Below are 22,716 nucleotides of genomic sequence, written 5' to 3'. Positions count from 1 at the left end.
ACACCTCCAAGTCATCCCATCACCACCACGGTGACCGGATAGCGCCTGTCACGGCGCTGCGCGCCATGCCCGGCGCACATAAATAACAATGGGGAGCATTAAGCTCCCCATTTTTTTGTCCAAAATTTACGCATAGTTCTTTTTAAGAAGGCACAAATACCACTGCAATTAATGGCGTAAGCCGATTCCACGCGTGACTAAAAAATGGGCAACCCCGTATAGCACGACAATAAACCCGATGATAATGCCAAGCGCCAGACTCATGGGCACATCGCTGAGCCCCAAGAATCCGTAGCGAAACGCATTGACCATGTAAATGATCGGATTGCCGTGGGACAGCATCTGCCAGAATGGTGGCAACAATTGAATGGAGTAGAAGACTCCGCCGAGATAGGTCAAGGGTGTCAGCACAAAGGTGGGGATGATGCTGACATCATCGAAGCTCTTGGCAAACACCGCATTAATCAATCCTCCGAGCGAGAACAGGGTGGCGGTCAGCACTAGAGTGACGACTACGGCCAGCGGATCATGCACCTGTAAAGGAACGAAAAAGAGCGACACCGCGGTAACAATAGCCCCGACACAGATCCCCCGGGCAACGCCTCCGGCAACAAATCCCCAAATAATGAGATAGTTAGGAACCGGGGCGACCAGGATCTCCTCGATATTGCGCTGAAACTTAGCGCTATAAAAAGAGGAGGCCACATTGGCGTAGGAGTTGGTAATCACCGACATCATGATGAGGCCAGGGACGATAAACTCCATATAGCTGACACCGTGCATCTGGCCAATCCGGCTGCCAATCAAATTGCCGAAAATAACGAAATAGAGGCTCATGGTGATGGCGGGCGGCACCAGGGTTTGCACCCAAATCCGGGTGAAACGGGAAATCTCTTTAATCAGGATGCTCTTGAACGCAATCCAGTAGACAGCCGGGTTCATTGACGCCCCTCCTCGACCAGTTTCACAAATAGCTCTTCCAAACGATTGGCCTTGTTACGCATGCTCAGGACCTTGATCTGCTGGTCAGTCAGCGCGGTAAATAAGGGGTTCAATCCCTGACTCTTGGCAATTTCGACCTCGATACTGGTGTCATTGACATGCCGCCAGGTAAAGCCATCCAGCTGGATCCGCGAAGCACAGCAATCCAGATCCAGAATAAAGGTCTCGACATCCAGTTTGGCGAGCAGCTCGCGCATGGTGGTATTTTCCACAATCCGGCCCCGATCGATGATGCCGATATTGCGACACAACATCTCGGCCTCTTCCAGATAGTGGGTGGTTAGAATGATGGTCACCCCTTGCTCATTCAGCTGCTGCAGGAATTGCCACATGGAGCGCCGTATTTCGATATCTACACCTGCGGTTGGCTCATCCAGGATCAGCAACTTGGGCTCATGCATCAAGGCGCGGGCGATCATCAAGCGACGCTTCATGCCTCCGGAAAGAGTGCGGGCCTGTTTATCCCGTTTATCCCACAGATCCAATTGCTTGAGGTATTTCTCCGCCCGCTCATGAGCCAGCAAACGAGGCACGCCATAGAAGCCTGCCTGATTGACCACGATCTGCAGCACCTTCTCGAACTGGCTAAAGTTGAACTCTTGCGGGACCAGACCAATCTGTGATTTAGCCAATTCCAGCTGGGTGTCAATGTCGTAACCAAAAACCCGGACGCTGCCGGCGCTCTTGTTGACCAGTGAGCTGATGATGCCGATGGTGGTGGACTTGCCTGCGCCATTAGGCCCGAGCAAGGCATAGAAATCGCCTTGTTCGACGATCAAGTCGATCCCCTTGAGCGCTTCAACGCCCCCCTTATAGGTCTTGTGAAGACCCTGTATCGTCAGCGCCTGCATCTGGCTCACGCTCCCCTAGTAACATGGTATGGAAAAGCAAACAGTCGGTCATTATAACGGGCGATGGTGCAATAAAGCACAGACAAAAAAGGCGGCTTTATCGCCACCTCTTTGGAATGTCGCCCCGCGAAGAACGGGACTGTTATTTCAGCGGGATTACTTTGCCGATAAAACGCAGGTTCCGATACTTCTGGGCATAGTCGATGCCACAGCCCACGACAAACTCGTCGGGAATCGCAAATCCGACCCACTCCACGGGGACCTGAACCTCGCGGCGCGACGGCTTATCGAGCAGAGTGCAGATCGCCAGTGATTTCGGCTCGCGCAGGCTCATGATGTCGCGCACCTTGTTCAGGGTATAGCCGGTGTCGATGATATCCTCGACGATCAATACATCCTTGCTTTTGATCTCGTCATCGAGATCTTTGAGGATGCGCACTTCTCGCGAGCTGTTCATGCTGTTGCCATAACTAGACGCCGTCATGAAGTCCAACGAAACCGGTACCTCTATGTGTCGGCACAGATCCGCGAGGAACACGCAAGAGCCACGCAGCAAGCCCACCAGCACCAATTCGTCCGTCCCCTGGTAGCGGGCTGTGATGGCCTGTCCCAATTCGGAAATCCGTTGTTGAACCTCTTGTTCAGAGATCAGAACGTCGACCCTGTGTTTCATGACTTGCTCCTGACTACTTTCGCTTCGGAATATTGTTGAAAATGGTTAAGATGGTCACGGATTTTATCACCAATCCCTAAAATTGGCTCGACAAAGTCCGGGATAAAAAGGGAGCGCACTATCAGTTATAGGCAGGCTCTACAATAACAATTACAAGAGACACTAGTAGTTATGCAACATGCCACGGAACCACGTCGTCGCACCCGGCTCAGTCCAGATGCGCGTAGTCGTCAATTGATGGATCATGCCATCGCCGTCTTTGCTCAACGAGGTATCGGTCGTGCTGGTCACGCTGAAATCGCTGAACGAGCCAATGTTTCGGTCGCCACCGTATTCAACTATTTCCGCACCCGGGAAGAGTTGGTCGATGCGGTATTGGGCGAAGTTGAATCCTATCTCTACACTCTGGCACGCCAATCCCATAATCCGGAAATCAGTGCGCTGGCTTGTATCGAGCAGTTTATCGACCGCTATGTCGATGCCGCTTATGAGAAGGGTGACTACAATCTGATTGCTCTGGAGTGGGGAGCCTCCATCCGTGATGATGTCTGGCCACGGTTCACGCTATTTTGTGAACGCATGCTGGAGATCACCACAGGCACCCTGCAGCGCGGCGAAAAAAATGGTGAATTCAAGCTTCATATGGATACTCAATCGTTAGCCCAGCTGCTCAACAGCTTGTGCTTTCCGGCCAGCCAGATGATCTTCAAGACACCCCAACCACCCAAAGAGCAGGTCAAAGAGTTCATGCTGCGCGCCAGCCAGCTGGCTCTGGGGCTTCACTAACTCCTGGACTCCTCTTGTGTAACAGCGCCAGAACCGGTTATCCAACCGATTCTGGCTGGTTTCTTTGCGACATCATTTCCTAGACCGAAGCGCCCAGAGCCGCATCATCCATTCCCCAACGTTGTCCTATCGGCAGTTCGATACCGAGATGGTCCAGCACCCGCGCCACCATAAAGTCCACCAGATCCGACAATTGCCTGGGCTGATGATAGAAACCGGGAGAAGCGGGCATGATCACTACCCCTAGCTGGCTGAGCTTGAGCATGTTTTCCAAATGAATCGTCGAATAGGGGGTCTCCCGCGGCATCAGGATCAACTGTCCACGCTCCTTGATCACCACATCCGCCGCCCGCTCAATCAGATTATCCGACGCGCCATGGGCAATGGCGCTCACTGTCCCCATAGAGCAGGGGGCTATCACCATCTGTTTCGGCGCCGCCGAGCCCGAGGCGACTGGAGAGAACCAGTCGAAACGCGAACTCAGACGCACACGCCCTTCAGGAGCCTGGAAACGGCTCTCCAACCAGCGGGCGCAGGTATCCGCCTCGGTGGGCCACTCCTCGGATAATTCCGTGGCAATCACAACCCGGGCGGCATCAGACAGTAACAAATAGACCTGATAATCGGCACGCAGCAAACACTCCAGCAGCCGGACCCCATAGGAGGCTCCCGATGCTCCAGTCAGGGCCAGCGTAATCGTCTTGCGCGACAACGAGTGGCTCATAGCACCACCTGCTCATGGGCATGAGTCGTCTGAAGGCGTTCCAGCAACTTACTATGGATGCCACCAAAGCTGCCATTACTCATCACCAGGATCTGATCCCCCGATTTTGCCTCGGCCGCCAGATGTTCCACCAGTGCCGCAAGATCATGAAACACGCGGGTCGGTACCGGTGCCTCGGCCGCCACCTTGCCGATATCCCAGCCCAGATCGCTTGGCGCAAGCAGATAGGCTTTGTCGGCTCGAGCCAGGCAGGCCGACAGCTCTTTTTGATGCACTCCCAACTTCATGGTATTGGAGCGCGGCTCCAGCACCGCCAGGATGCGTGCCTGGCCGACCTTGGCCCGTAATCCACCGAGGGTAGTTTCAATGGCAGTCGGATGATGGGCAAAATCATCATAGATCTTGATACCAGCCACCTCGCCTTTAAGCTCCATGCGACGTTTGGGCATCACAAAGCGGCTCATGGCGGCCACGGCATCGACCGGCAGAACTCCGGCATGACGAGCCGCGGCTATGGCCATCAAGGCATTATGCACATTGTGCTGACCTAGACCGCACCAGTTGAGCTCGCCGACCAGAGCACCATCTAGCCACACCTCGAATCGTGAGCCATCCGCCACCAGTAATCTAGCCTGCCAATGAGCGCCATCACCATCCACGCGCTCGACCTCGCTCCAGCACCCCATCTTCAAGACCGCATCCAGCGCTCCACAGTGTGCCGGCGTCAGCAGGCGACCGGTACCCGGCACTGTTCGTATCAGATGATGGAACTGACGTTGGATCGCCGCCAGATCCGGGAAGATATCGGCATGATCGTATTCGAGGTTGTTGAGGATCAGGGTGCGCGGTCGGTAATGGACAAACTTGGAGCGCTTGTCGAAGAAAGCACAGTCGTACTCATCGGCTTCGATGACAAAAAAGGGCGAGTCGCCCAGTCGTGCCGAAACCGGGAAATTACCTGGCACGCCACCAATCAGGAAGCCAGGGTTGAGGCCAACATCCTCCAGGATCCAGGCCAGCATGCTGGCCGTGCTGGTCTTACCGTGGGTTCCAGCAACCGCTAACACCCAGCGCTGCTGCAACACATGGTCTCTGAGCCATTCAGGACCCGAGGTGTAGGGCAGATTACGATCCAGAACATACTCCACGCATGGATTGCCGCGACTCATGGCGTTGCCGATAATCACCAGATCCGGGGCAGGATCCAGCTGCGCAGGATCATAGCCCTGGATCAAGGTGATGCCCTGTTCCTCCAGCTGAGTACTCATTGGCGGATAAACATTGGCATCTGACCCGGTCACCTGATGCCCCAACTGCTTGGCGATGGCAGCAATCCCGCCCATGAAGGTGCCACAAATTCCCAGAACATGAATATGCATCGACAGCGTCCCCGAATGCGAAAGATAGGAGTATTGACGCCGCATTCTAGCAATGGAGACCCCCGTTGGGCAGTGATGGGATGCAGCCGAACGAAGAATATGCCGCCGAGGTAGCCATTTAATCGCTGCTGGCTATAATACGGGCTCACTCGTTATCAATGCTTGTAGAAAGGAAATGCCATGAGCCTGAACCTGGTTCCCGCCGGCAAAGAACTGCCGGAAGATATCTATGTTGTCATCGAAATCCCGCAAAATGCTGACCCGATCAAGTACGAGATCGACAAAGAATCGGGCGCCGTGTTCGTTGACCGTTTCATGGCGACTCCGATGTTCTACCCATGCAACTACGGCTACATCAACAACACCCTGTCTCTGGATGGGGATCCGGTTGACGTGCTGGTCCCGACTCCGTATCCGTTGGTTCCGGGTGCTGTCATCCGCTGCCGTCCGGTTGGCGTACTGAAGATGAGCGACGAAGCCGGTCAGGATGCCAAGCTAGTTGCCGTTCCCCACTCCAAGCTGACCAAGATGTATGACCACATTCAAGATGTGAACGACATCCCTGAGCTGCTGAAAGGCCAAATCAAGCACTTCTTCGAGCGCTACAAAGAACTCGAAGCCGGCAAGTGGGTCAAGGTTGAAGGCTGGGGCGATAAGGCTGAAGCCATTGCCGAGATCGAAGCTTCCGTGGTCCGTTACAACGAAAGCAAGTAAGAGACGATATCCGCCTCTGCGAAGCGGGGGATATAGAATAAACGCCACGCCTCTGCGTGGCGTTTTTTTTACAGAATAGCTGAATGAGCTACCCCAGCGGGATATGTCCCGGCTCGGCAGCCACGCGCTGCAGCCACTCCTGAATGGCAGGGTAACGGGCCAAATCAAATCCACCCTCTGCCGCAGCGTGGGTATAGGCATACAAGGCAATATCCGCCACCGTATACCGCTCGGCCACTAGATAATCATGACGCCGCAAATGTTGCTCTAGTACATCCAGCGCCAGATACCCCTTCTTCCACAGCGCAGGTAATTCAGCTTCACGCCCCGGAAAGAAACGTCGGATGGCGCGGGCCACGGCGATATAGGGTTCATGGCTATATTGCTCGAAGAACATCCATTGCAGCACCTGAGCCCGGGCAAAACGGTCAACCGGCCACAACGCCGATCCTTCCGCCAGGTAACACAGGATCGCATTGGACTCTGGCAGGGTACGGCCATCATCCAGCACCAGCAGCGGGACCTTACCCGCCGGATTCAACGCCAGATACTCCGGCGTGTGGGTCGCTCCTTGCCGGGTATCTGTTTCTTGCCACCGATATGCCAAGCCCAATTGAGTCAACAACAATTTGACCTTGTAACAGTTCCCTGACTCCGCCATACCGTAGACCTGATACATACCACCTCCTTGTTAACAATATGGTTACAATACTGAGTTCATATCCCCTTGCCCAGATAAAACTCAGTTTTGAAGGTCGCTTCTGGGCCAACTGTTGCCATGATGAAGCGGTTACGGCATCGGCCGCTGGTAAGCCTCACCCAACAAGGCGACAATTGGCTTATGATTCGTGCCGCTCGCTAAACCCGGCCCCAGGAAGCTGTATTCCATGAATAGACTCATCTCAACTCACAATCTGTGCTGCACCGGGATCGGGCTACTCTTGCTACTCCTCGCCGGGTGCCGCGTTCAGGTCTCGGTAGGGGATCCTGTGCCTCCGGACGATCCGGACCCCGAGCATTACCAACCCCCGGTAGACACCAGCTGGCACCTGCAGTTGCAAGGAACTCCCCGCCTGGATGTTTCAGCCGAACTTTACGAACTCGATCTATTTGATACCTCGAGCCAGACCATAGCAGCGCTACACGCCCAACAGCGCAAGCTGCTTTGCTATTTCTCTGCGGGGAGCCTGGAGGAGTGGCGCTCGGATGCCAGCAGTTTCCCATCATCGGTTCAAGGGGAGCCTCTGACGGATTGGCCGGGTGAAGTCTGGCTGGATATTCGCGCCAGCAAAGTCCGTGAATTGATGCGCAAACGCCTGCAACTGGCTCGGGATAAAGGCTGTGACGGCGTCGATCCGGATAATGTGGATGGCTATCTGCAGAATAGCGGTTTTGCCCTCTCGGCCGCAGACCAGTTGGATTACAACCGTTTCCTCGCCCGTGAAGCCCATGCCCTGGGGCTGAGCATAGCGCTGAAAAATGACCTGCAGCAGATCACAGCTCTCGTCGACAGCTTCGATCTGGCAATCAATGAACAGTGCCATGCTTATCAGGAGTGCCACTATCTGGCACCCTTTATCCAGGCCGGCAAGCCGGTGCTCAATATCGAATATGCGGATCGCTTTATGGCCGATGAGCAAAGTCAGCAGCAGCTCTGTGAAGAAGCAGCAAGTGAGGGGTTGCAGACTCAAGTACTTACACCGGCACTCGATGGCACAGTCAGGCTACGTTGTTTTTAAGGGCATCCAGATCCGAGTAACGAAACAGGAATAACAGCCGACTCGCACTCGTGTCAGCCCCCCAGACTAACACACAAAACGGCAACGCCAGTCACCGGAAGGGATAGCTGCCAGCCCACTGCATTCCATTCGGTAATGGTAATAGAAGGCCTCGCCCCAAGGCGTCAGCATCATCTCGCGGGTATATTCATGCGGCACTTCTTCAAGGGCATCCAGCTTGGCCATGGTTGGGGCATCGGCCACATAGATCTCACCCAGTACCGATTGTTGGCCCGAAATGATGCCCGGGTATTCCCCCAGATCAATGAGGTAAAAATTGGGCGGGCTCCACCACTGCCCGAGATAGGCACTCTCCCTGAGCAGCCGATGATGCGACTCCCCCCGCCGCAAGGTGCCATAGACCCAAATCAGTGACATCCCTTATCCCCTCCACTTGCCCCATTCCCGTCGACCAATTGTGAAAAATCCAGACTGCCTCTAGAATCCCGTCCACTTGAGCGACCCGCTCTGTTGATTATAGGAAGTTTTTGTCATGCGCTGCTGCCTGATCCTGCTCGCGTTGCTGCCATCGCTCTGTCTTGCGCACAACCTCAAAGAAACGCAATTACTCCCTTCCGTTTCCATCGCCGACCAGGGGGAGTTGCAACTCCATGGCAAGGATTTTGCCTACCAAAATTGGAACAGTGCCCAACTAAGTGGAAAAATCCGCCTCATCCAGCATATTGCCGGGCGCAGCAGCGCCAAGGCGCTCAATGCACCGCTCATTGAAGCGATCAAGGCCGCTCGATTCCCTCATTACAAGTACCAGACCACCACCATCATCAATCTGGATGATGCCCTGTTCGGAACGGGCAGTTTCGTGGTGAGCAGCGTCGAACAGAGTAAGCAAGAGTTTCCCTGGTCTTCCTTTGTGCTCGATGCTGACGGTCTCGTGCTACAACAATGGGGATTAGCAACCGGCAGTTCGGCCATCATCCTCCTCAACCCACAGGGGAAGATCCTGTTCGTCAAGGATGGGCAACTGACCGATGCAGAGATGAGCCAAGTCCTGGCGCTGATCCGTAGTCAACTCTGAATGCAAGCCACTGAACGACAAAACCCCGGTGCTAGGCCGGGGTCATAGATGTATCGAGTCAGCAAATAGTCAGAAGACGAAATGGCCTAACACTATCAAAATGGAGAGATAGGCAAGTAACAGGCACCACAACATGGGACTGGGTGTGCTCTTTTTCACGACATGGCACCTCCATGGATTACAACATCGCGTTAACAATATCACAACCATTTCCTAGGCCCCATAGTTGAGTGTCGATAGCCTCACATTTTTGCGGTGTTTTTAGAGCAAGAAATCCATCCGAGCCAGCTCCGGATGGGTTTCAGTCGTCATATGAAACTTAATTTGTGCTCGGTAGCACGCAAACATTCAGCCCTGGGGCAAGATCCCGCGAGCTTGCAACTGAGCCAACAAGATGGCAACGCCCTGCTCGATACCCTGCCCGTGGTTCAATAGATGAATATCTGCCTGTTCGGGGGCTTCATAGGGATCATCGATGCCGGTGAAATGCTTGATTTCCCCAGCCCGTGCCTTCTTGTAGAGCCCCTTGGGATCCCGTTCTTCACATTCACTCAAGGGGGTATCCACAAACACCTCGATAAACTCCCCTTCCGGCAACCGGGCTCTTATCGCCGCCCGTTCGGCGCGGTAAGGCGAGACAAACGCCGCCAGCACCACCAGACCTGCGTCCACCATCAGCTTGGCTACCTCGCCGACCCGGCGCAGATTCTCCTGCCGATCGGCGGTAGCAAAGCCTAAGTCCGAGCACAGACCGTGGCGCACGTTATCCCCATCCAGCAAATAGGTATGAATACCCCGTTGTATGAGTTCGGCTTCCAGAGCGCCAGCCAAGGTGGATTTACCAGAGCCGGAGAGGCCGGTAAACCACAGCAGAGCTGGCTTATGACCCTTCTGCGCCGAACGGGCCGCCTTATCGATAAAATGCTGATGCCAGACGATGTTGTCGGTGGTCACTTGCGTTGTCATGTACACCTCTTGTCAACCCCATCGCGGCCGGCATGGCCGCGATGGGGGATTCAACGGGACGTTACAGCTGGCTGATATCCAGTGCCTGCCAATGGGGGAAGTGCTTGCGCACCAGAGCATTAAATTCCAGCTCGAACTCGCTGAAGACCTGCTCGATTTCCACGGTGTCGGCCAAGGCTTCCACCACCATGCCCGCACCTATGGTGACATTACTCAGGCGGTCGATGACGATGAAGCTACCGGTATCCCGTACTTGCGTGTAAGGATCGACGCCCACGGCACTGGTCAAATCCAGTTCGACCAGACCGATCTCGTTGAGTTTGAGCTCAGACGCATCATGCTGTTCCAGGCTGTTTACATCGATACGATGACGAATGCTGGAGAACAACCCTTGCGTCTTTTTGGTTGCCAACTTGATGTCATACAGACGCCCGGTGGTGAGCGGGGATTCAGCCATCCACACCACATGGGCCAGCACCCGTTTGCTGACTGCGGTCGGCGCATCGGGCGCCACCAGCAGATCGCCACGGCTGATGTCGATTTCGTCCTGCAAGGTGACAGTGATGGCTTGGCCTGCCTGGGCTTGCGCCAATTCACCATCAAAGGTGACGATACGTTCAACCACACTCTGCTTGCCGGAAGGCAATACCTTCAATGTATCGCCCGGCTTGAGGATCCCAGCGGCGAGCGTGCCCATATAGCCGCGGAAGTTCAGATCCGGACGGCTGACCAGTTGCACCGGCAGACGGGCGGGCAGCTCGTTGTTGTGCGCACCGACTTCGGCATTTTCCAGCAGGGTCAGCAGAGGTTCGCCCTGATACCAGGGGGAGCGATCGCTCAACGTCACCAGGTTATCCCCATCCACCGCCGACAGTGGCACCACCTTGATATCGATAGCTGGCAGCGCTGCGGCGAAAGCCAGGTACTCGGCTTTGATGCGCTGGAAGGTTGCCTCATCGAAATCCACCAGATCCATCTTGTTGATGGCCACAATGAACTGGCGGATCCCCAGCAAACTGGCAATGAAACTGTGCCGGCGGGTCTGCTCCAGTACGCCCTTGCGAGCATCGATCAGGATGATCGCCAGATCACAGGTCGAAGCCCCGGTCGCCATGTTGCGGGTGTACTGCTCATGGCCCGGCGTGTCGGCAATGATGAACTTGCGCTTGGTGGTGGAGAAGTAGCGATAGGCCACATCGATGGTGATACCCTGCTCCCGCTCAGCTTGCAGGCCATCCACCAGCAAGGCAAAATCCAGCTTCTCACCCCGGGTTCCCACCTTCTGACTGTCAGAATGCAGGCTCTGCAACTGATCTTCATACACCTGACGGGAGTCATGGAGCAGGCGCCCGATCAGGGTGCTCTTGCCATCATCCACGCTGCCGCAGGTCAGAAACCGCAGCAGGCTCTTGTGCTGTTGTTGGTGCAGATATTCTTCGATGCTACCGCTTTGTTGGATCGCTTCGGCAATGGCGCTGTTCATCATCTTCTTCCTTTCAAATTCTGCTCTGGTGACTATCTATGCCTTGTGGATTAGAAGTAGCCCTGACGCTTCTTCAGCTCCATGGAGCCTGCCCCGTCATTGTCGATCACTCGACCCTGCCGCTCGGAGCTGGTGGAGACCAGCATCTCCTCGATGATCTCCGGCAGTGTGGTGGCATGGGACTCGATAGCCCCGGTCAGCGGATAACAGCCCAGAGTCCGGAAGCGCACCCACTCTTGCTTCGGCACTTCGCCCTCGGTCAGCGGCATACGGTCGTCATCCACCATGATGGTGACGCCATCGCGTTCCACCACAGGGCGCTGCTTGGCAAAATAGAGCGGCACGATCTCGATGTTTTCCAGATAGATGTATTGCCAGATATCCAGCTCGGTCCAGTTGGAGAGCGGGAACACGCGAATGCTCTCACCCTTGTTGACCTGACCGTTGTACAGACGCCACAGCTCGGGACGCTGATTCTTCGGATCCCAGGCATGGTTCTTGTCACGGAACGAGTAGACCCGCTCCTTGGCGCGAGACTTCTCTTCATCACGGCGCGCGCCGCCGAAGGCGGCATCGAAGCCATACTGGTTCAGCGCCTGTTTCAAACCTTCGGTCTTCATGATGTCGGTGTGCTTGGCACTGCCGTGAACAAAGGGATTGATGCCCATGGCCAGACCATCCGGATTCTTGTGGACGATCAATTCCATGTCGTACTTCTTCACGGTGGCATCGCGAAAGGCGATCATCTCGCGGAACTTCCAGTTGGTATCGACGTGCAGCAACGGGAAGGGCAGCTTGCCCGGATAGAACGCCTTGCGAGCCAGATGCAGCATCACCGAGGAGTCCTTACCGATGGAGTAGAGCATCACCGGATTTTCAAACTCGGCCGCCACTTCACGGATGATGTGAATGCTCTCGGCTTCCAGTTGCTTTAAATGGGTTAGTCTTGCTGCATCCAATGGTTGTGTCATGCCTTGCGACTCCTCTTGCATTCAATCCTGCGCAAACCGTGCGCTTAAATTCCGCGGTGATGGCTCTAGGCCAGATTCACCAGATGTTCCGAACCGCTAGCCCCCAGAGCACTACCCTGCTGACCGCTAAACCAACTCAGACTCTCGGCCAGCGCCGCCACTTCACCCACGACGATGAGTGATGGGCTGCGAGCGCCCTGAGCCAATTCAGCCAAATTCTGTAACTCGCCCCGGATCACTCGCTGCTCGGGCGTAGTACCCCGTTCGATCAGCGCCACCGGTGTGTCTGGCGACCGCCCATGGGCCAGTAATTTTTGCTGGATCACCGGCGAAGAAATCAGCCCCATATAGATCACCAGGGTCTGATTACTGGCCGCCAAGGCTGGCCAATCGGCCTCCTGACCATCCTTCTGGCAATGCCCGGTGATAAACACTGCACTCTGGGCATGATCCCGGTGGGTCAGCGGAATGCCGGCATAGGCGGTAGCTCCCGCTGCTGCTGTGATACCCGGTACCACCGAGAAGGGGATACCCGCCGCCTTGGCCGCTTCGAGCTCTTCAGCGCCGCGCCCGAACATAAAGGGATCGCCGCCTTTCAGACGGACAACGCGCTTGCCCGCGCGTGCATGTTCCAGCAGCAGCTCATTGATCTCATGCTGCGGCACGCTGTGTGCCCCGGCCTTCTTGCCTACACTGATCCGCTCAGCATCCCGGCGGATCAGGTTCAATACTTCCGGCGACACCAACTGGTCATAGAGCACCACCTCAGCCTGTTGGATCTGCTGCAGCCCCTTGAGGGTCAACAGACCCGCATCACCGGGGCCGGCACCCACCAGCACGATTTCACCACCTTGCTGCTCGGTATGAGCCAACTCGTTCGCCAGCCAGGCGCGACCACCGGCTTCGTCACCACTTTGCAGCAAGGCTGCCAGTCGGGAGGAGGCAAAGGCCCGCTCCCAGTAACGACGACGCTCGCTGATAGTACCGAGCGCCGCTTTGACCTTGCTGCGCAACTCGCCGGACAGGCGAGCGAGAATCCCCAGATGACTGGGCAACAAGGCTTCGAGTCGTTCGCGCAGCAATCGGGCTAGTACCGGAGCAGCCCCGCCACTGGAGACCGCCACCATGATGGGTGAACGGTCGATGATGGAAGGAAAGATAAAGCTGGAACGGGCCGGATCATCGACCACATTAACCCACAGACCTTCAGCTTCGGCGGCGGCGGCCACTGCCGCGTTCACGGCTTCATCATCGGTGGCGGCAATCACCAGCCGCTGACCGGCCAATTGTTCAGCGCTAAACTCGGCGGCCAGATGATAAAGAGCAGCTGAATCAGCCAGCTCCTGTAATTCCTCATGCAAGCAGGGAGCAACGATGGTGAGCCTGGCTCCAGCATCCAGTAACAAACGGGCCTTCCGCAACGCCACATCACCGCCACCCACCAGCAAGATGGGACGCTCAGCGACCTTGGCAAACAGGGGTAAGTACTCCATCGTTTTCTCTCCTACGCATTTTCAGTGTGAATATAAGGTTCGCAGTTAAGCGCATAAAATAATAAAAACGCACTTTTTATACTTATTGGTTATTAAGAACTTCCGCTTTGTCTCATTCCCATACTGAGCCAACCGCGATTGACGGCAAAAAAATCCAAATGATGGCTATTTTCTCAAGACAAACCACAACGTCGAGAACAGGAAAGGGAGTAGGATCGAGTCTCAACGAGCTCTCCCTTCACAGACTGAGGAACAAACCATGCTGCCAGATGGCAATTTGATCGGGATCATAGTGGTGGTTGCCGCCGTGATCATATTCATTCAAGCCGGCGTCAAGATAGTACCACAGGGCTTCAACTGGACGGTTGAGCGCTTCGGCCGCTATACCGGCACTCTGCAACCTGGGTTCAATATCTTGATCCCCTTTGTCGACAAGGTGGGACGCCGCATCAATATGATGGAGCAGGTGATGGATATCCCGCCCCAGGAGGTGATCAGTCGCGACAACGCCAACGTCACCATCGATGCGGTGAGCTTCGTACAGGTGATCGAGGCGCACAAGGCGGCCTACGAGGTGAGCGATCTGATGCAGGCCATTCGCAACCTGACTATGACCAATATCCGCACCGTGCTCGGCGCCATGGAGCTCGATCAGATGCTCTCCCAGCGCGACACCATCAACGAAAAGCTGCTGATGACCATGGATGCGGCCACCAGCCCGTGGGGTGTCAAGTTTACCCGGATCGAAATCCGCGACGTCAAACCGCCGCTGGATTTGATCGAGGCAATGAATGCCCAGATGAAGGCCGAGCGGCAGAAGCGCGCCGAGATCCTCGAAGCCGAAGGGGTACGGCAGTCACGGATCCTCAAGGCCGAGGGCGAAAAACAATCGCAGATCCTCAAGGCCGAAGGGGAACGTCAGGCCGCCTTCCTCGCCGCCGAAGCGCGGGAGCGACAAGCCGAGGCAGAAGCCCGCGCCACTGAGATGGTCTCCGAGGCCATTGCCAAGGGCAGTAGCCAGGCGATCAACTACTTCGTGGCGCAAAAATATACCGAAGCCCTGACCCGCATTGGTGACAGCCCGAATAGCAAGATCATCATGATGCCGCTGGAGGCCAGCTCCCTCATCGGTGCCATTGGCGGTATCAGCGAACTGTTCAAGTCGACCACGAATAATAAACCGAACCAGGCCACACACTCGGCCGCCCCCCATGAGGAGACCACTGGATGGCGTTCCTGACCGAACTGACCTGGCTTCACTGGCTGATCCTGGGCGGTGCCCTGCTCATCCTCGAGCTGCTGGGCGGGGCCGGTTACTTGCTATGGCTAGGACTGGCAGCACTCAGCGTGGCCAGCCTGGTCGCCCTACTACCACTAGGCTGGGTCGGACAGTGGCTGCTGTTTTCGATCCTGGCCTTGCTGTTTACCGGCGGCTGGTGGTACTGGCAACGGCAACGATTGCAAGGCAAGCACCATGACCCAGCCAGTCAGCTCAATCAGCGCCCCCAACAATGGCTGGGGCAAGAGGCCATCCTGCAACAGGACGTGGTGAATGGCTTAAGCCGGGTTCGACTCGGTGACAGCGTCTGGCCGGTTCGTTGCAAGCAACATCTGGTTGCCGGGGCGGCTGTACGGGTGACGGCAGTGGATGGGATTACCCTGATTGTGGAAGCCCTCGAGCCTCAGGACTAAAGGCCGAGGTGTATCTTTGCGCATCCCCTCGGTGGCTCACTGTCGAGGGGATAGCCGCTCAATGCGTCAACTGCCCTGCTCAACCAATGCCAGACGGATACCCAGCAGCACGAACATGCCGCCGACAGTACGATTCAGCCAGTGACTCCAGCCCTGACTCTGCCGTAGTCGGTGACCAGCCTTGGCACTGAACCACGCCAATACCGCGCACCACAGCATGGAATTCACATCGAAGAGCGCACCCAGAAAAATAAACGCCAGCATCTTGCTGGGAGCGTCATGGCTAATGAATTGGGGAACGAAAGCCAGGAAAAACAGCGCCACCTTGGGATTCAGCACATTGGTAATAAAACCCTGGCGAAAGATGCGCCACAGCGGCAAAGATAGCTCGTGCGAGGGCACTGCCTGGCTTTGCACCTTGGCCCGCAACAGGCCAAATCCCAACCATAGCAGGTAAGCAGCCCCCACCAGTTTCACCACCAGAAACGCCATGGCCGATGCAGCCAGCAGAGCGGCCAAACCAAGCGCAGCGGCTAGGACATGGACAAAAACGCCACAACCAATCCCCAGACTGGCCACCATACCTGCGCGCCAACCCTGTTGCAGGCTGCGTGCCGCGATGTAGATATTATCCGGCCCCGGAGTCACATTCAGAACAAACCCAGAGACGATAAATAACCAGAGATCATGAGTACCAAACATGGAGGCCATTCCTGTGACTGAACATTCCTGAAAATCAGTGCAACAAATTACCGCTGGCAGGGCAAGCGGATCCATACACATCTGGTGGGTGGATTTCGGGGGTCGAATACAGCCGCAGTGTGTCAGGACTCACATCAGGGCCTGAGCCCGACGCGTAACCTGAGTACAAATCAACCAGATAACCATCGACTGATGTCGCCGCATACTCACACAGCGATTGGCGCAACGAATCAAGTCCGGGGGTAGTCGTTACGGCACACTGTTCCTCGACCTCAGCCATCGGCATTGCCGATCTGTTCATGACCAAGGAGACCTGCATGACTCGACGCACGCTTATTCATTGGCGGCAACTCCCCCTGTTGCTACTCGGTATAACCCTCTCATTCACAACTCAGGCCGAGCTCTATGCCGGGCAGCAGTGGCTGAACCATGTGAAACAGGATCTGGCCCCCTTCTGGTATAAGGCCGCAGCTGCTGTGCCAGACGGCGCATTCCCCAGCTTTCTATGTAACGATGCCTCGGCGCCGAGCACCGAGCAGTTGCTTTCGGCGACCGCCACTCTGTGCCCGGAGCTGGCTCAGGCACCCGATTGGATCAAGGAGGGCTTCCCTTATCAGTGGACGCGGATGGTCTCCCGCCAGACGTTTGCCTATGGCGTCATCTTCCATATGACCGGTGATCCCAAAGCATTGGAGTTAGCGCGGCAAGGGGTAGATTTTATCCGCCATAAGGCACTGTTACCCAATGGCGATGTGATCGGAAAATTCAAGAATGGTCAGCCAGCCGATCAGCCCGAGGATCGCACCAGTCAGGATCTGGCCTATGCCCAACTCGGCATGGCGTTCTACTACTACCTGACCCGGGATCCGGCGGTATTAGCGGACGTCGAAAAAGTGCACAACTACATCTTCACTCACTATCGGGATGAAAAACAGCAACGCCTGACCTGGTATCCGGCCAGCCACCAGGCCGATCAGCAGGTGGAGCTGGTGGCGCAACTCGATCAGCTCAACGCCTACATGGTGCTGCTCACGCCCCTACTCCCGGCCAAGGAGCAGCAGCGCTGGAGCGATCAGATGGGCTGGCTCTGCACCGCCATAGTCCGCGACTTCTACTACCCGCAAGAGCAACGATTTTTTGGTTATATCCATGATGACTCAGGCCGTGCGGCTGATGCCCGCCACGCCGATTTTGGTCACACCATCAAGAGCTTCTGGATGCTCTATCTGGTGGCTCGGCAGCGAAATGACATCCTGCTCCAGCAGTTTGCCGAGGGCGGGATCTACAACATTCTCAAGCGCGCCTACCGCCAGGATCTGCTGAAAAATATCCCGCTGCCAGAAGCGGTCGATCCCCAGCATGCCAACGATGTGGTGGGCTGGTGGGGCAATGGCGATGGTCGAGATGGCAGTGCCTGGTGGGAATATGCCGAGCTGGATCAGGCTGCTGCCACTTTGGGTCTGCAGCAGGCCATGCCACGACAATATCTCTATCTGACCTGGCCAAGCTGGTTCAGCGCCTTTGTCGATCAGGAGCACGGCGAAGTCTGGGGCTGGATTAGTGACCGGGGCAGCGCCAAGGTCCATCTGTGGAAAAATGGCTATCACTCCCTGGAACATGCCCTGATTGGTTATCTGACTGGCAATGGCTTTCAGCATCAGGCCATGACCCTCTACTTTGCCACGCCCATCCAGATTGCACCGTCGCAACCCATCTATTACTACCGCGGTGACATTACGGATGCCAAAGCTGTCGGCACCTCGCCCTCAGGCTTGCCGCTGTGGCAAGCCACCATTAAACAACTGCACTAGAGGGAAATGGGGGCCCTCACCGGCCCCCTGCTGTTGAAATACACGGCGCAACAGATCCACCTAGTTGCCTCTCGTCAAACCAGCCGGCGGAGGAACACGAAACGATAAAAAAAGGAGCGCTTATGCGCTCCTTGTGGTTTGGCGGCGTCGAGACTCCGTCTGTCATACCGCAGCATAGCATGGGCTAAACCTTGAATTGACGGACTCGACTAGCCAACTGTTGGGCCAATTCGCTGAGGTCATTACCGGTCTGCATCACGGTGCCAGAAAGCGCGGCTCCCTCTTCGGTCAAACTATTGAGCTCGGACACACTGCGATTGACCTCATCCATCACGGCACCCTGCTGCTCGGTTGCCGATGCAATCTGGAAATTCATATCTAAGACCTGAGTCACCAATTGCTGGATCTCCGTCAGGGAATCCCGGCTCTTATCTACCATGCCCAAGGTTTCGCCCATTTGCTGGCTGCCTCGATCCATCGCCTGCACCGCGCTTTGCACTCCTTGTTTCAGCGACGCAATCATCTTCTGGATATCCTCGGTGGAGCGCTGGGTCCGGCTAGCCAGGGTCCGCACTTCATCGGCGACGACAGCAAATCCGCGGCCTTGCTCACCGGCACGAGCCGCCTCGATCGCCGCATTCAAGGCCAATAGGTTGGTCTGCTCGGCAATCCCGCGGATCACATCCAGTACCGAGGTGATTTTTTCAGATTCATCCGCCAGTTGGGCCACCATCTTGGCCGCATCCTGAATACTGCCGGATAACTGACGATTCATTTCAACGTTGCGATTCAGCAACTCCATCCCCTGAGTCGCGCTGCTCTGGGCGTGGTGGGTTTGATCAGAGGTCTGCTGGGCGTGGCGCGATATATCATGCACCGCTTGATTGATTTCATTAAATGCCGTGACCAGGGATGCCAGCTGGACTCGCTGACTCTCACTGATATGGTCCACCTGTACCGAAATCTGCCGTAAACCGCCGGTACTCTCTTCCAGACAGTTAACGTCACCGAGCAGCTCCCGAATCAAGCTCTGCAACTGATCCAAAAAGCGGTTGAAACCACGGGATAGCTTGCCCAACTCATCCTTAGAGGTCACCGGCAAGCGGCTGACCAAATCGCCCTCACCACGACTAATATCTTCAACCTTCTCATAGACCGCCAGAATCGCGTCCACAATCAGCTTGGGACCGAAGTAGATCAGTAACATCCCGATAACGAGTGAGAAGACCAGCAAAGCCAGGGTCCAGAATTGAGTGCTATCCGCCATCTCATCAGAAGCTTGATGCAATGTCTCGGCCAGTTTTTCATCCAGCTCACCGGCCAGATTGTATTGTTCACGCAGCGTGGAAAACTTGTCTCCCAGATCGTGATGCAACCTAGTGGCGTCTTCGAGGTTGCCTTGTTCCGCCAGCGTAAAGACCTGCTCAGCTCCCGCCTGCCAGCTGCTGAATAGTTCAAGAAACTGCTGCAGTTGCCCGGTCACCTCAGGATAATCCGCCATCAAGGTTAGAAATTTTTCCATCCGCTCTTTGGCTTGTTGAACATTTTCGGCAAAATCCTGCTTGTACCCCGCCGCCTTGTCGCCCTTGCCTTGCGCCAGCAGAAAATCTTGTTGTGCCGTCAAAGCTTGGTACAAATCCCGATCCGCGTTAATCACCACACCCTGTCCGGGCATCAAGGTGCCGGCAAATAATTGGGTATTGCCTTGTAACCGATCCAGCGCAAAGTAGTTGATCCCACCAATGGCCAGGATAAACAGGGTTAACAGCACCAGACCAAATGCCGCCTTGATGCGAATACTCATAGCGTTAAACAACATACCTCATCCCCTTTACTATCCGCTGACCTGATGAAACTGGTGCGAGAAAACCACCATTGACATCCATCATCCTGTTTTTACTCACACAACTGCCTTTACTATAGTTCAGCCGAACCAGATGGCAGGGCTGACGCACGCTATTTCTGACGCAAGACCTGCCTACTGGTGATCCCCAGCAACAAGCTACACGGCCAGAAAGCGTTGAGTGGACCCTCGATCATCAGCTAAAACAAAAAAGGACTCCATAGAGGCCACGCCAAACGGAGAGCCATGGCAACGACTTATCCGCGACGCGCTTGCGATTTAGCCGTCGTCCGTAATTGCTGGTGCCAGGTTATCTGTCGATAGGCGACATAATACTTCAGGATGTTCCGGACATAGCGCACCGGCTCAGCCCCCAGCTCACGGGCGACGACCACCTCGACCTGACCAAACCAGCGATTAGGATCCCGTCCCTGCTCTCGGGCCTTTTGCCGCATACGCGCAATGGCAGTTGGACCGGCATTATAGGCGGCCAACGAAAACAGGGTCTGATTCATCTCATCAATCTCGGGCGCCGCGAAATACTTGTCATGCATCTGGCGCATATACTTGACCCCGGCATGGATATTGGGCTCCAGCTGCCGGATATCGCCGACCTGCATCGCATCCCCGGTCGGTGGCATCAATTGCATGACGCCGATGGCACCACGAGCCGAACGTTGTTGCTGATCCAGCCGCGACTCCTGATAACCCTGCGCCAACAGCATCAGATGATCGAAGCGGTAATCCAGCCCGTAACGTCGAAACAGCTCATGAATGGGTTTGACCTTACGCCACTCGCTGATCCCATGTACCGGCCCCTGACGGGCAATCCGTTGCTGATATTCAGCAAACTTCAGCTCCATCAGGTGCTGTTTTTTCGCACTCTGCTGGAACCCAGCCAGCAACGCCGCCAACTTGGGGCTCTGGAGGCGAATGGCCCAGCCGATCTGCGCCTGTTCCCGCAACACAAGCTCAGGATAGATGCGGATTTGTGGATAGACCGATTGCCACAAACGAGCCTTCCAGTCATCCATGATAGAAAAATCGATGAGACCGGCATGCAGCATCTCCAGCAGATCCTCATCCTCCAGCGCTTCGGGAACAATCAAGGCTTCCGCCCGTGGCCGTCCCGCTTTGATCAAGCGTCCATTGAGTTTTTCGATGCTGCTGAAATAGCTACTGGAGCGACGAACCGCCAGCATTCGTGTTGCCAGATCCCGTTCATCTTGGAGTTGGGGGGCCGCAGCCGATGCCACCAGCACTTCATTCTGGTGATGGCCAAGCTGACGTACAAAATCGACCTCAGTTTGGCGCTGGGGCGTCACCGTCAGGTTACCAATCGCCACATCGCCCAACCCCTCCACCACCCCGGAGATCAGTTGGTCACGCTCGACAGGTATGGCCAGCACAGAAATCGGATGACGCCCGGTTTTCAGCGTCTTGTTGAGGTAAAGCTCCAGCTCTGCCAACACATCGGCGCTGATGCCACGAGTACGGCCATTATCGTTGTAGAAGAAGGTCCGACTGTAAGGCACCAGCACCCGTAAAATCCGCCGCTTGCGGATCTCGGGCCAGTCGCCAAACAACGGCTGAGCCAATCTGTCCCAATAGGCCGGGATGGATTCAGCCCGCCGGGTCACATCAGGATCGAGTGCCGACTCGCCAAGCGCAGACTCGGTAGCCAGAGCCACGGCCTCCGCAAACGCCTCCTCCTCCGGAGGGGCGACTCCAGGCTTGAGCAACCACCACAAACCGGCACCCAGCAACAGAACAACCAGCAATACCACCCACCGCTTACGCCACATCCACTGCAACTCCATTTGCCACACCACAGACCCCAAAGCCTCAGGATCAAAGGACTACCAGAGGTAACCGATGCCCACACCACCCGACCACTGATCCCGATCCCCACGTTCGCTGACAATCGGACTGTTCGCCGCATCCCCCAGCAGATGCTGGCAGAAGATGCCGCTCCCCAACATCCAACGCTCCGAGACACGCCACATCACGGCGGGCCAGAGATAGACCTGACGCAGGCCCGAACCCGCCTCGAACTGAGGCAGGCCACTGACGGCCGCATCCGCGCCATTGATACTGAACGACTGTTGCATATAGTCGTCATCGGACCAACTAAAGCCAGTTCCCAACCCCACAAACAGGGTATAACTCAAAGGCACCCAGACGCTGGCAAACGGGCTGATACTGCTGCCTTCGGTCTGACCCAGCACACTTTTGGTCGCCATCACGCCCGCGCGGACCCGATAGGGGATCCCGGACATCTGCAGATAGTGCCAGCCCACATAGCCACCGGCCTCCAAGCCCATGCCGATCTCCGGTAGGGTCGCCACCACGGGGTCCGTCACATCACTGCGCCCCAGGCGGATATTCAGCACTGGACCCGCTTCCCAATGATCATCCGTGATGAGATTGGCATCGGCATAGGGGCCATACCATTCGACAAAACGGCCGCCATCCAAGCTGATCCGGGCCCCCGGTACCGCACCCGCCATGCTGTCACTGGCACCGTACCACTCGGTGGTGACCCCAGCGCCGACGCCGAAAAAATTCGGTACCACATCATCCAGTGACATCCCTATCGCGACCACTGGCTGACTCGCCCCTGACAGGCAGGCCAAACCGATGGCCACTATTCGCATCATCCTTTGCATCTCAAACTCCTGTATTGGCATTATCGTCCTTGCTCGCCACTCATAGCGGCCACTCACCCGTGGTGGCGGAGGCACCTTTGACTCTCGTTAATGTACCCGATCTGGCCCCTATCCGTCCGATACCGATTCAGGATCTGTGATGA

General features: G+C 56.0%; 22 protein-coding genes. 7 read left to right on the top strand and 15 right to left on the bottom strand.

The window, feature by feature from the left end; genetic code table 11:
* Window positions 1-168: 168 nt before the first annotated feature.
* The 3 genes from ACYVG7_RS17655 to hpt form a co-directional block, all read right to left on the bottom strand.
* Window positions 169-942: an ABC transporter permease gene (locus ACYVG7_RS17655; RefSeq protein ID WP_460884401.1), complete on the bottom strand. Its 774-nt coding sequence runs from the start codon at window positions 940-942 to the stop codon at window positions 169-171.
* Entirely contained in the window at window positions 939-1,853 is a 915-nt protein-coding gene (locus ACYVG7_RS17650) for an ABC transporter ATP-binding protein (RefSeq protein ID WP_460884400.1), read from the bottom strand. The genes ACYVG7_RS17655 and ACYVG7_RS17650 overlap by 4 nt, the downstream gene beginning before the upstream one ends.
* Window positions 1,854-1,995: 142 nt before the next feature.
* The gene (gene hpt / locus ACYVG7_RS17645) at window positions 1,996-2,526 is read right to left on the bottom strand and encodes a hypoxanthine phosphoribosyltransferase (protein WP_460884399.1); all 531 of its coding nucleotides are present in this window, start codon (window positions 2,524-2,526) and stop codon (window positions 1,996-1,998) included.
* Between the two features lie 171 nt (window positions 2,527-2,697).
* On the opposite strand from hpt, the gene ACYVG7_RS17640 reads away from it, so the two are divergent.
* Entirely contained in the window at window positions 2,698-3,312 is a 615-nt protein-coding gene (locus ACYVG7_RS17640; protein WP_460884398.1) for a TetR/AcrR family transcriptional regulator, read from the top strand.
* 79 nt (window positions 3,313-3,391) lie between these two features.
* On the opposite strand, the gene ACYVG7_RS17635 is transcribed toward ACYVG7_RS17640, so the two are convergent.
* Together ACYVG7_RS17635 and mpl are read right to left on the bottom strand one after the other, a co-directional pair.
* Entirely contained in the window at window positions 3,392-4,036 is a 645-nt protein-coding gene (locus tag ACYVG7_RS17635; protein ID WP_460884397.1) for a flavin prenyltransferase UbiX, read from the bottom strand.
* Window positions 4,033-5,415 (bottom strand): UDP-N-acetylmuramate:L-alanyl-gamma-D-glutamyl-meso-diaminopimelate ligase, encoded by a 1,383-nt coding sequence (gene mpl / locus ACYVG7_RS17630; protein WP_460884396.1) that lies wholly within the window; start codon window positions 5,413-5,415, stop codon window positions 4,033-4,035. The genes ACYVG7_RS17635 and mpl overlap by 4 nt, the downstream gene beginning before the upstream one ends.
* A 180-nt stretch (window positions 5,416-5,595) precedes the next feature.
* Here mpl and ppa point away from each other — a divergent pair, with 180 nt between their 5' ends.
* Window positions 5,596-6,129: an inorganic diphosphatase gene (gene ppa, locus ACYVG7_RS17625; protein ID WP_460884395.1), complete on the top strand. Its 534-nt coding sequence runs from the start codon at window positions 5,596-5,598 to the stop codon at window positions 6,127-6,129.
* 88 nt (window positions 6,130-6,217) lie between these two features.
* Here ppa and ACYVG7_RS17620 read toward each other — a convergent pair whose 3' ends face one another.
* Window positions 6,218-6,808 carry a glutathione S-transferase family protein gene (locus ACYVG7_RS17620; protein ID WP_460884394.1) on the bottom strand — a complete coding sequence of 197 codons (591 nt, stop codon included), beginning with the start codon at window positions 6,806-6,808 and terminating at the stop codon, window positions 6,218-6,220.
* Between the two features lie 208 nt (window positions 6,809-7,016).
* On the opposite strand from ACYVG7_RS17620, the gene ACYVG7_RS17615 reads away from it, so the two are divergent.
* On the top strand, window positions 7,017-7,868 hold the full coding sequence (locus ACYVG7_RS17615; RefSeq protein ID WP_460884393.1) for an endo alpha-1,4 polygalactosaminidase: 852 nt from the start codon (window positions 7,017-7,019) through the stop codon (window positions 7,866-7,868).
* Between the two features lie 66 nt (window positions 7,869-7,934).
* Here the strand turns inward: ACYVG7_RS17615 and ACYVG7_RS17610 are convergent, their stop codons facing one another.
* The gene (locus tag ACYVG7_RS17610) at window positions 7,935-8,285 is read right to left on the bottom strand and encodes a gamma-glutamylcyclotransferase family protein (RefSeq protein ID WP_460884392.1); all 351 of its coding nucleotides are present in this window, start codon (window positions 8,283-8,285) and stop codon (window positions 7,935-7,937) included.
* Between the two features lie 115 nt (window positions 8,286-8,400).
* On the opposite strand from ACYVG7_RS17610, the gene ACYVG7_RS17605 reads away from it, so the two are divergent.
* Window positions 8,401-8,943, top strand: coding sequence for a YtfJ family protein (locus ACYVG7_RS17605; RefSeq protein WP_460884391.1), 543 nt, complete (start codon window positions 8,401-8,403; stop codon window positions 8,941-8,943).
* A 348-nt stretch (window positions 8,944-9,291) separates the two neighbouring features.
* Here the strand turns inward: ACYVG7_RS17605 and cysC are convergent, their stop codons facing one another.
* From cysC to cysG, 4 genes are all read right to left on the bottom strand, one after another.
* On the bottom strand, window positions 9,292-9,909 hold the full coding sequence (gene cysC, locus ACYVG7_RS17600) for an adenylyl-sulfate kinase (RefSeq protein ID WP_460884390.1): 618 nt from the start codon (window positions 9,907-9,909) through the stop codon (window positions 9,292-9,294).
* A gap of 61 nt (window positions 9,910-9,970) precedes the next feature.
* Window positions 9,971-11,392, bottom strand: coding sequence for a sulfate adenylyltransferase subunit CysN (cysN, locus tag ACYVG7_RS17595; protein ID WP_460884403.1), 1,422 nt, complete (start codon window positions 11,390-11,392; stop codon window positions 9,971-9,973).
* A 50-nt stretch (window positions 11,393-11,442) separates the two neighbouring features.
* The gene (gene cysD / locus ACYVG7_RS17590; protein WP_460884389.1) at window positions 11,443-12,363 is read right to left on the bottom strand and encodes a sulfate adenylyltransferase subunit CysD; all 921 of its coding nucleotides are present in this window, start codon (window positions 12,361-12,363) and stop codon (window positions 11,443-11,445) included.
* A 65-nt stretch (window positions 12,364-12,428) separates the two neighbouring features.
* Window positions 12,429-13,856 carry a siroheme synthase CysG gene (cysG, locus tag ACYVG7_RS17585; RefSeq protein WP_460884388.1) on the bottom strand — a complete coding sequence of 476 codons (1,428 nt, stop codon included), beginning with the start codon at window positions 13,854-13,856 and terminating at the stop codon, window positions 12,429-12,431.
* A gap of 259 nt (window positions 13,857-14,115) precedes the next feature.
* Between cysG and ACYVG7_RS17580 the strand changes: the two genes are divergently transcribed.
* Both ACYVG7_RS17580 and ACYVG7_RS17575 read left to right on the top strand, forming a co-directional pair.
* Entirely contained in the window at window positions 14,116-15,096 is a 981-nt protein-coding gene (locus ACYVG7_RS17580) for an SPFH domain-containing protein (protein ID WP_460884387.1), read from the top strand.
* The gene (locus ACYVG7_RS17575) at window positions 15,084-15,548 is read left to right on the top strand and encodes an NfeD family protein (RefSeq protein WP_460884386.1); all 465 of its coding nucleotides are present in this window, start codon (window positions 15,084-15,086) and stop codon (window positions 15,546-15,548) included. Before ACYVG7_RS17580 ends, ACYVG7_RS17575 begins: the two co-directional genes overlap by 13 nt.
* Before the next feature lie 66 nt (window positions 15,549-15,614).
* Here ACYVG7_RS17575 and ACYVG7_RS17570 read toward each other — a convergent pair whose 3' ends face one another.
* Complete coding sequence (locus ACYVG7_RS17570) at window positions 15,615-16,250, bottom strand: LysE family translocator (protein WP_460884385.1); 636 nt, start codon at window positions 16,248-16,250, stop codon at window positions 15,615-15,617.
* A gap of 317 nt (window positions 16,251-16,567) precedes the next feature.
* Between ACYVG7_RS17570 and ACYVG7_RS17565 the strand changes: the two genes are divergently transcribed.
* Window positions 16,568-18,061 (top strand): AGE family epimerase/isomerase, encoded by a 1,494-nt coding sequence (locus tag ACYVG7_RS17565; RefSeq protein ID WP_460884384.1) that lies wholly within the window; start codon window positions 16,568-16,570, stop codon window positions 18,059-18,061.
* A gap of 184 nt (window positions 18,062-18,245) precedes the next feature.
* Here ACYVG7_RS17565 and ACYVG7_RS17560 read toward each other — a convergent pair whose 3' ends face one another.
* The 3 genes from ACYVG7_RS17560 to ACYVG7_RS17550 all read right to left on the bottom strand — a co-directional run bounded on the left by ACYVG7_RS17560 (window position 18,246) and on the right by ACYVG7_RS17550 (window position 22,573).
* Entirely contained in the window at window positions 18,246-19,880 is a 1,635-nt protein-coding gene (locus ACYVG7_RS17560; protein WP_460884383.1) for a methyl-accepting chemotaxis protein, read from the bottom strand.
* A 281-nt stretch (window positions 19,881-20,161) separates the two neighbouring features.
* Window positions 20,162-21,709, bottom strand: coding sequence for an MltF family protein (locus ACYVG7_RS17555; RefSeq protein WP_460884382.1), 1,548 nt, complete (start codon window positions 21,707-21,709; stop codon window positions 20,162-20,164).
* A 54-nt stretch (window positions 21,710-21,763) separates the two neighbouring features.
* Window positions 21,764-22,573, bottom strand: a complete 810-nt coding sequence (locus ACYVG7_RS17550; RefSeq protein ID WP_460884381.1) for a MipA/OmpV family protein — start codon at window positions 22,571-22,573, stop codon at window positions 21,764-21,766.
* Window positions 22,574-22,716: the final 143 nt, after the last annotated feature.

It is taken from the genome of Pseudaeromonas pectinilytica, from assembly GCF_054780855.1.
The sequence above is the reverse complement of the archived record's forward strand: the minus strand, read 5'-3'. Positions and strand labels throughout refer to the sequence as shown.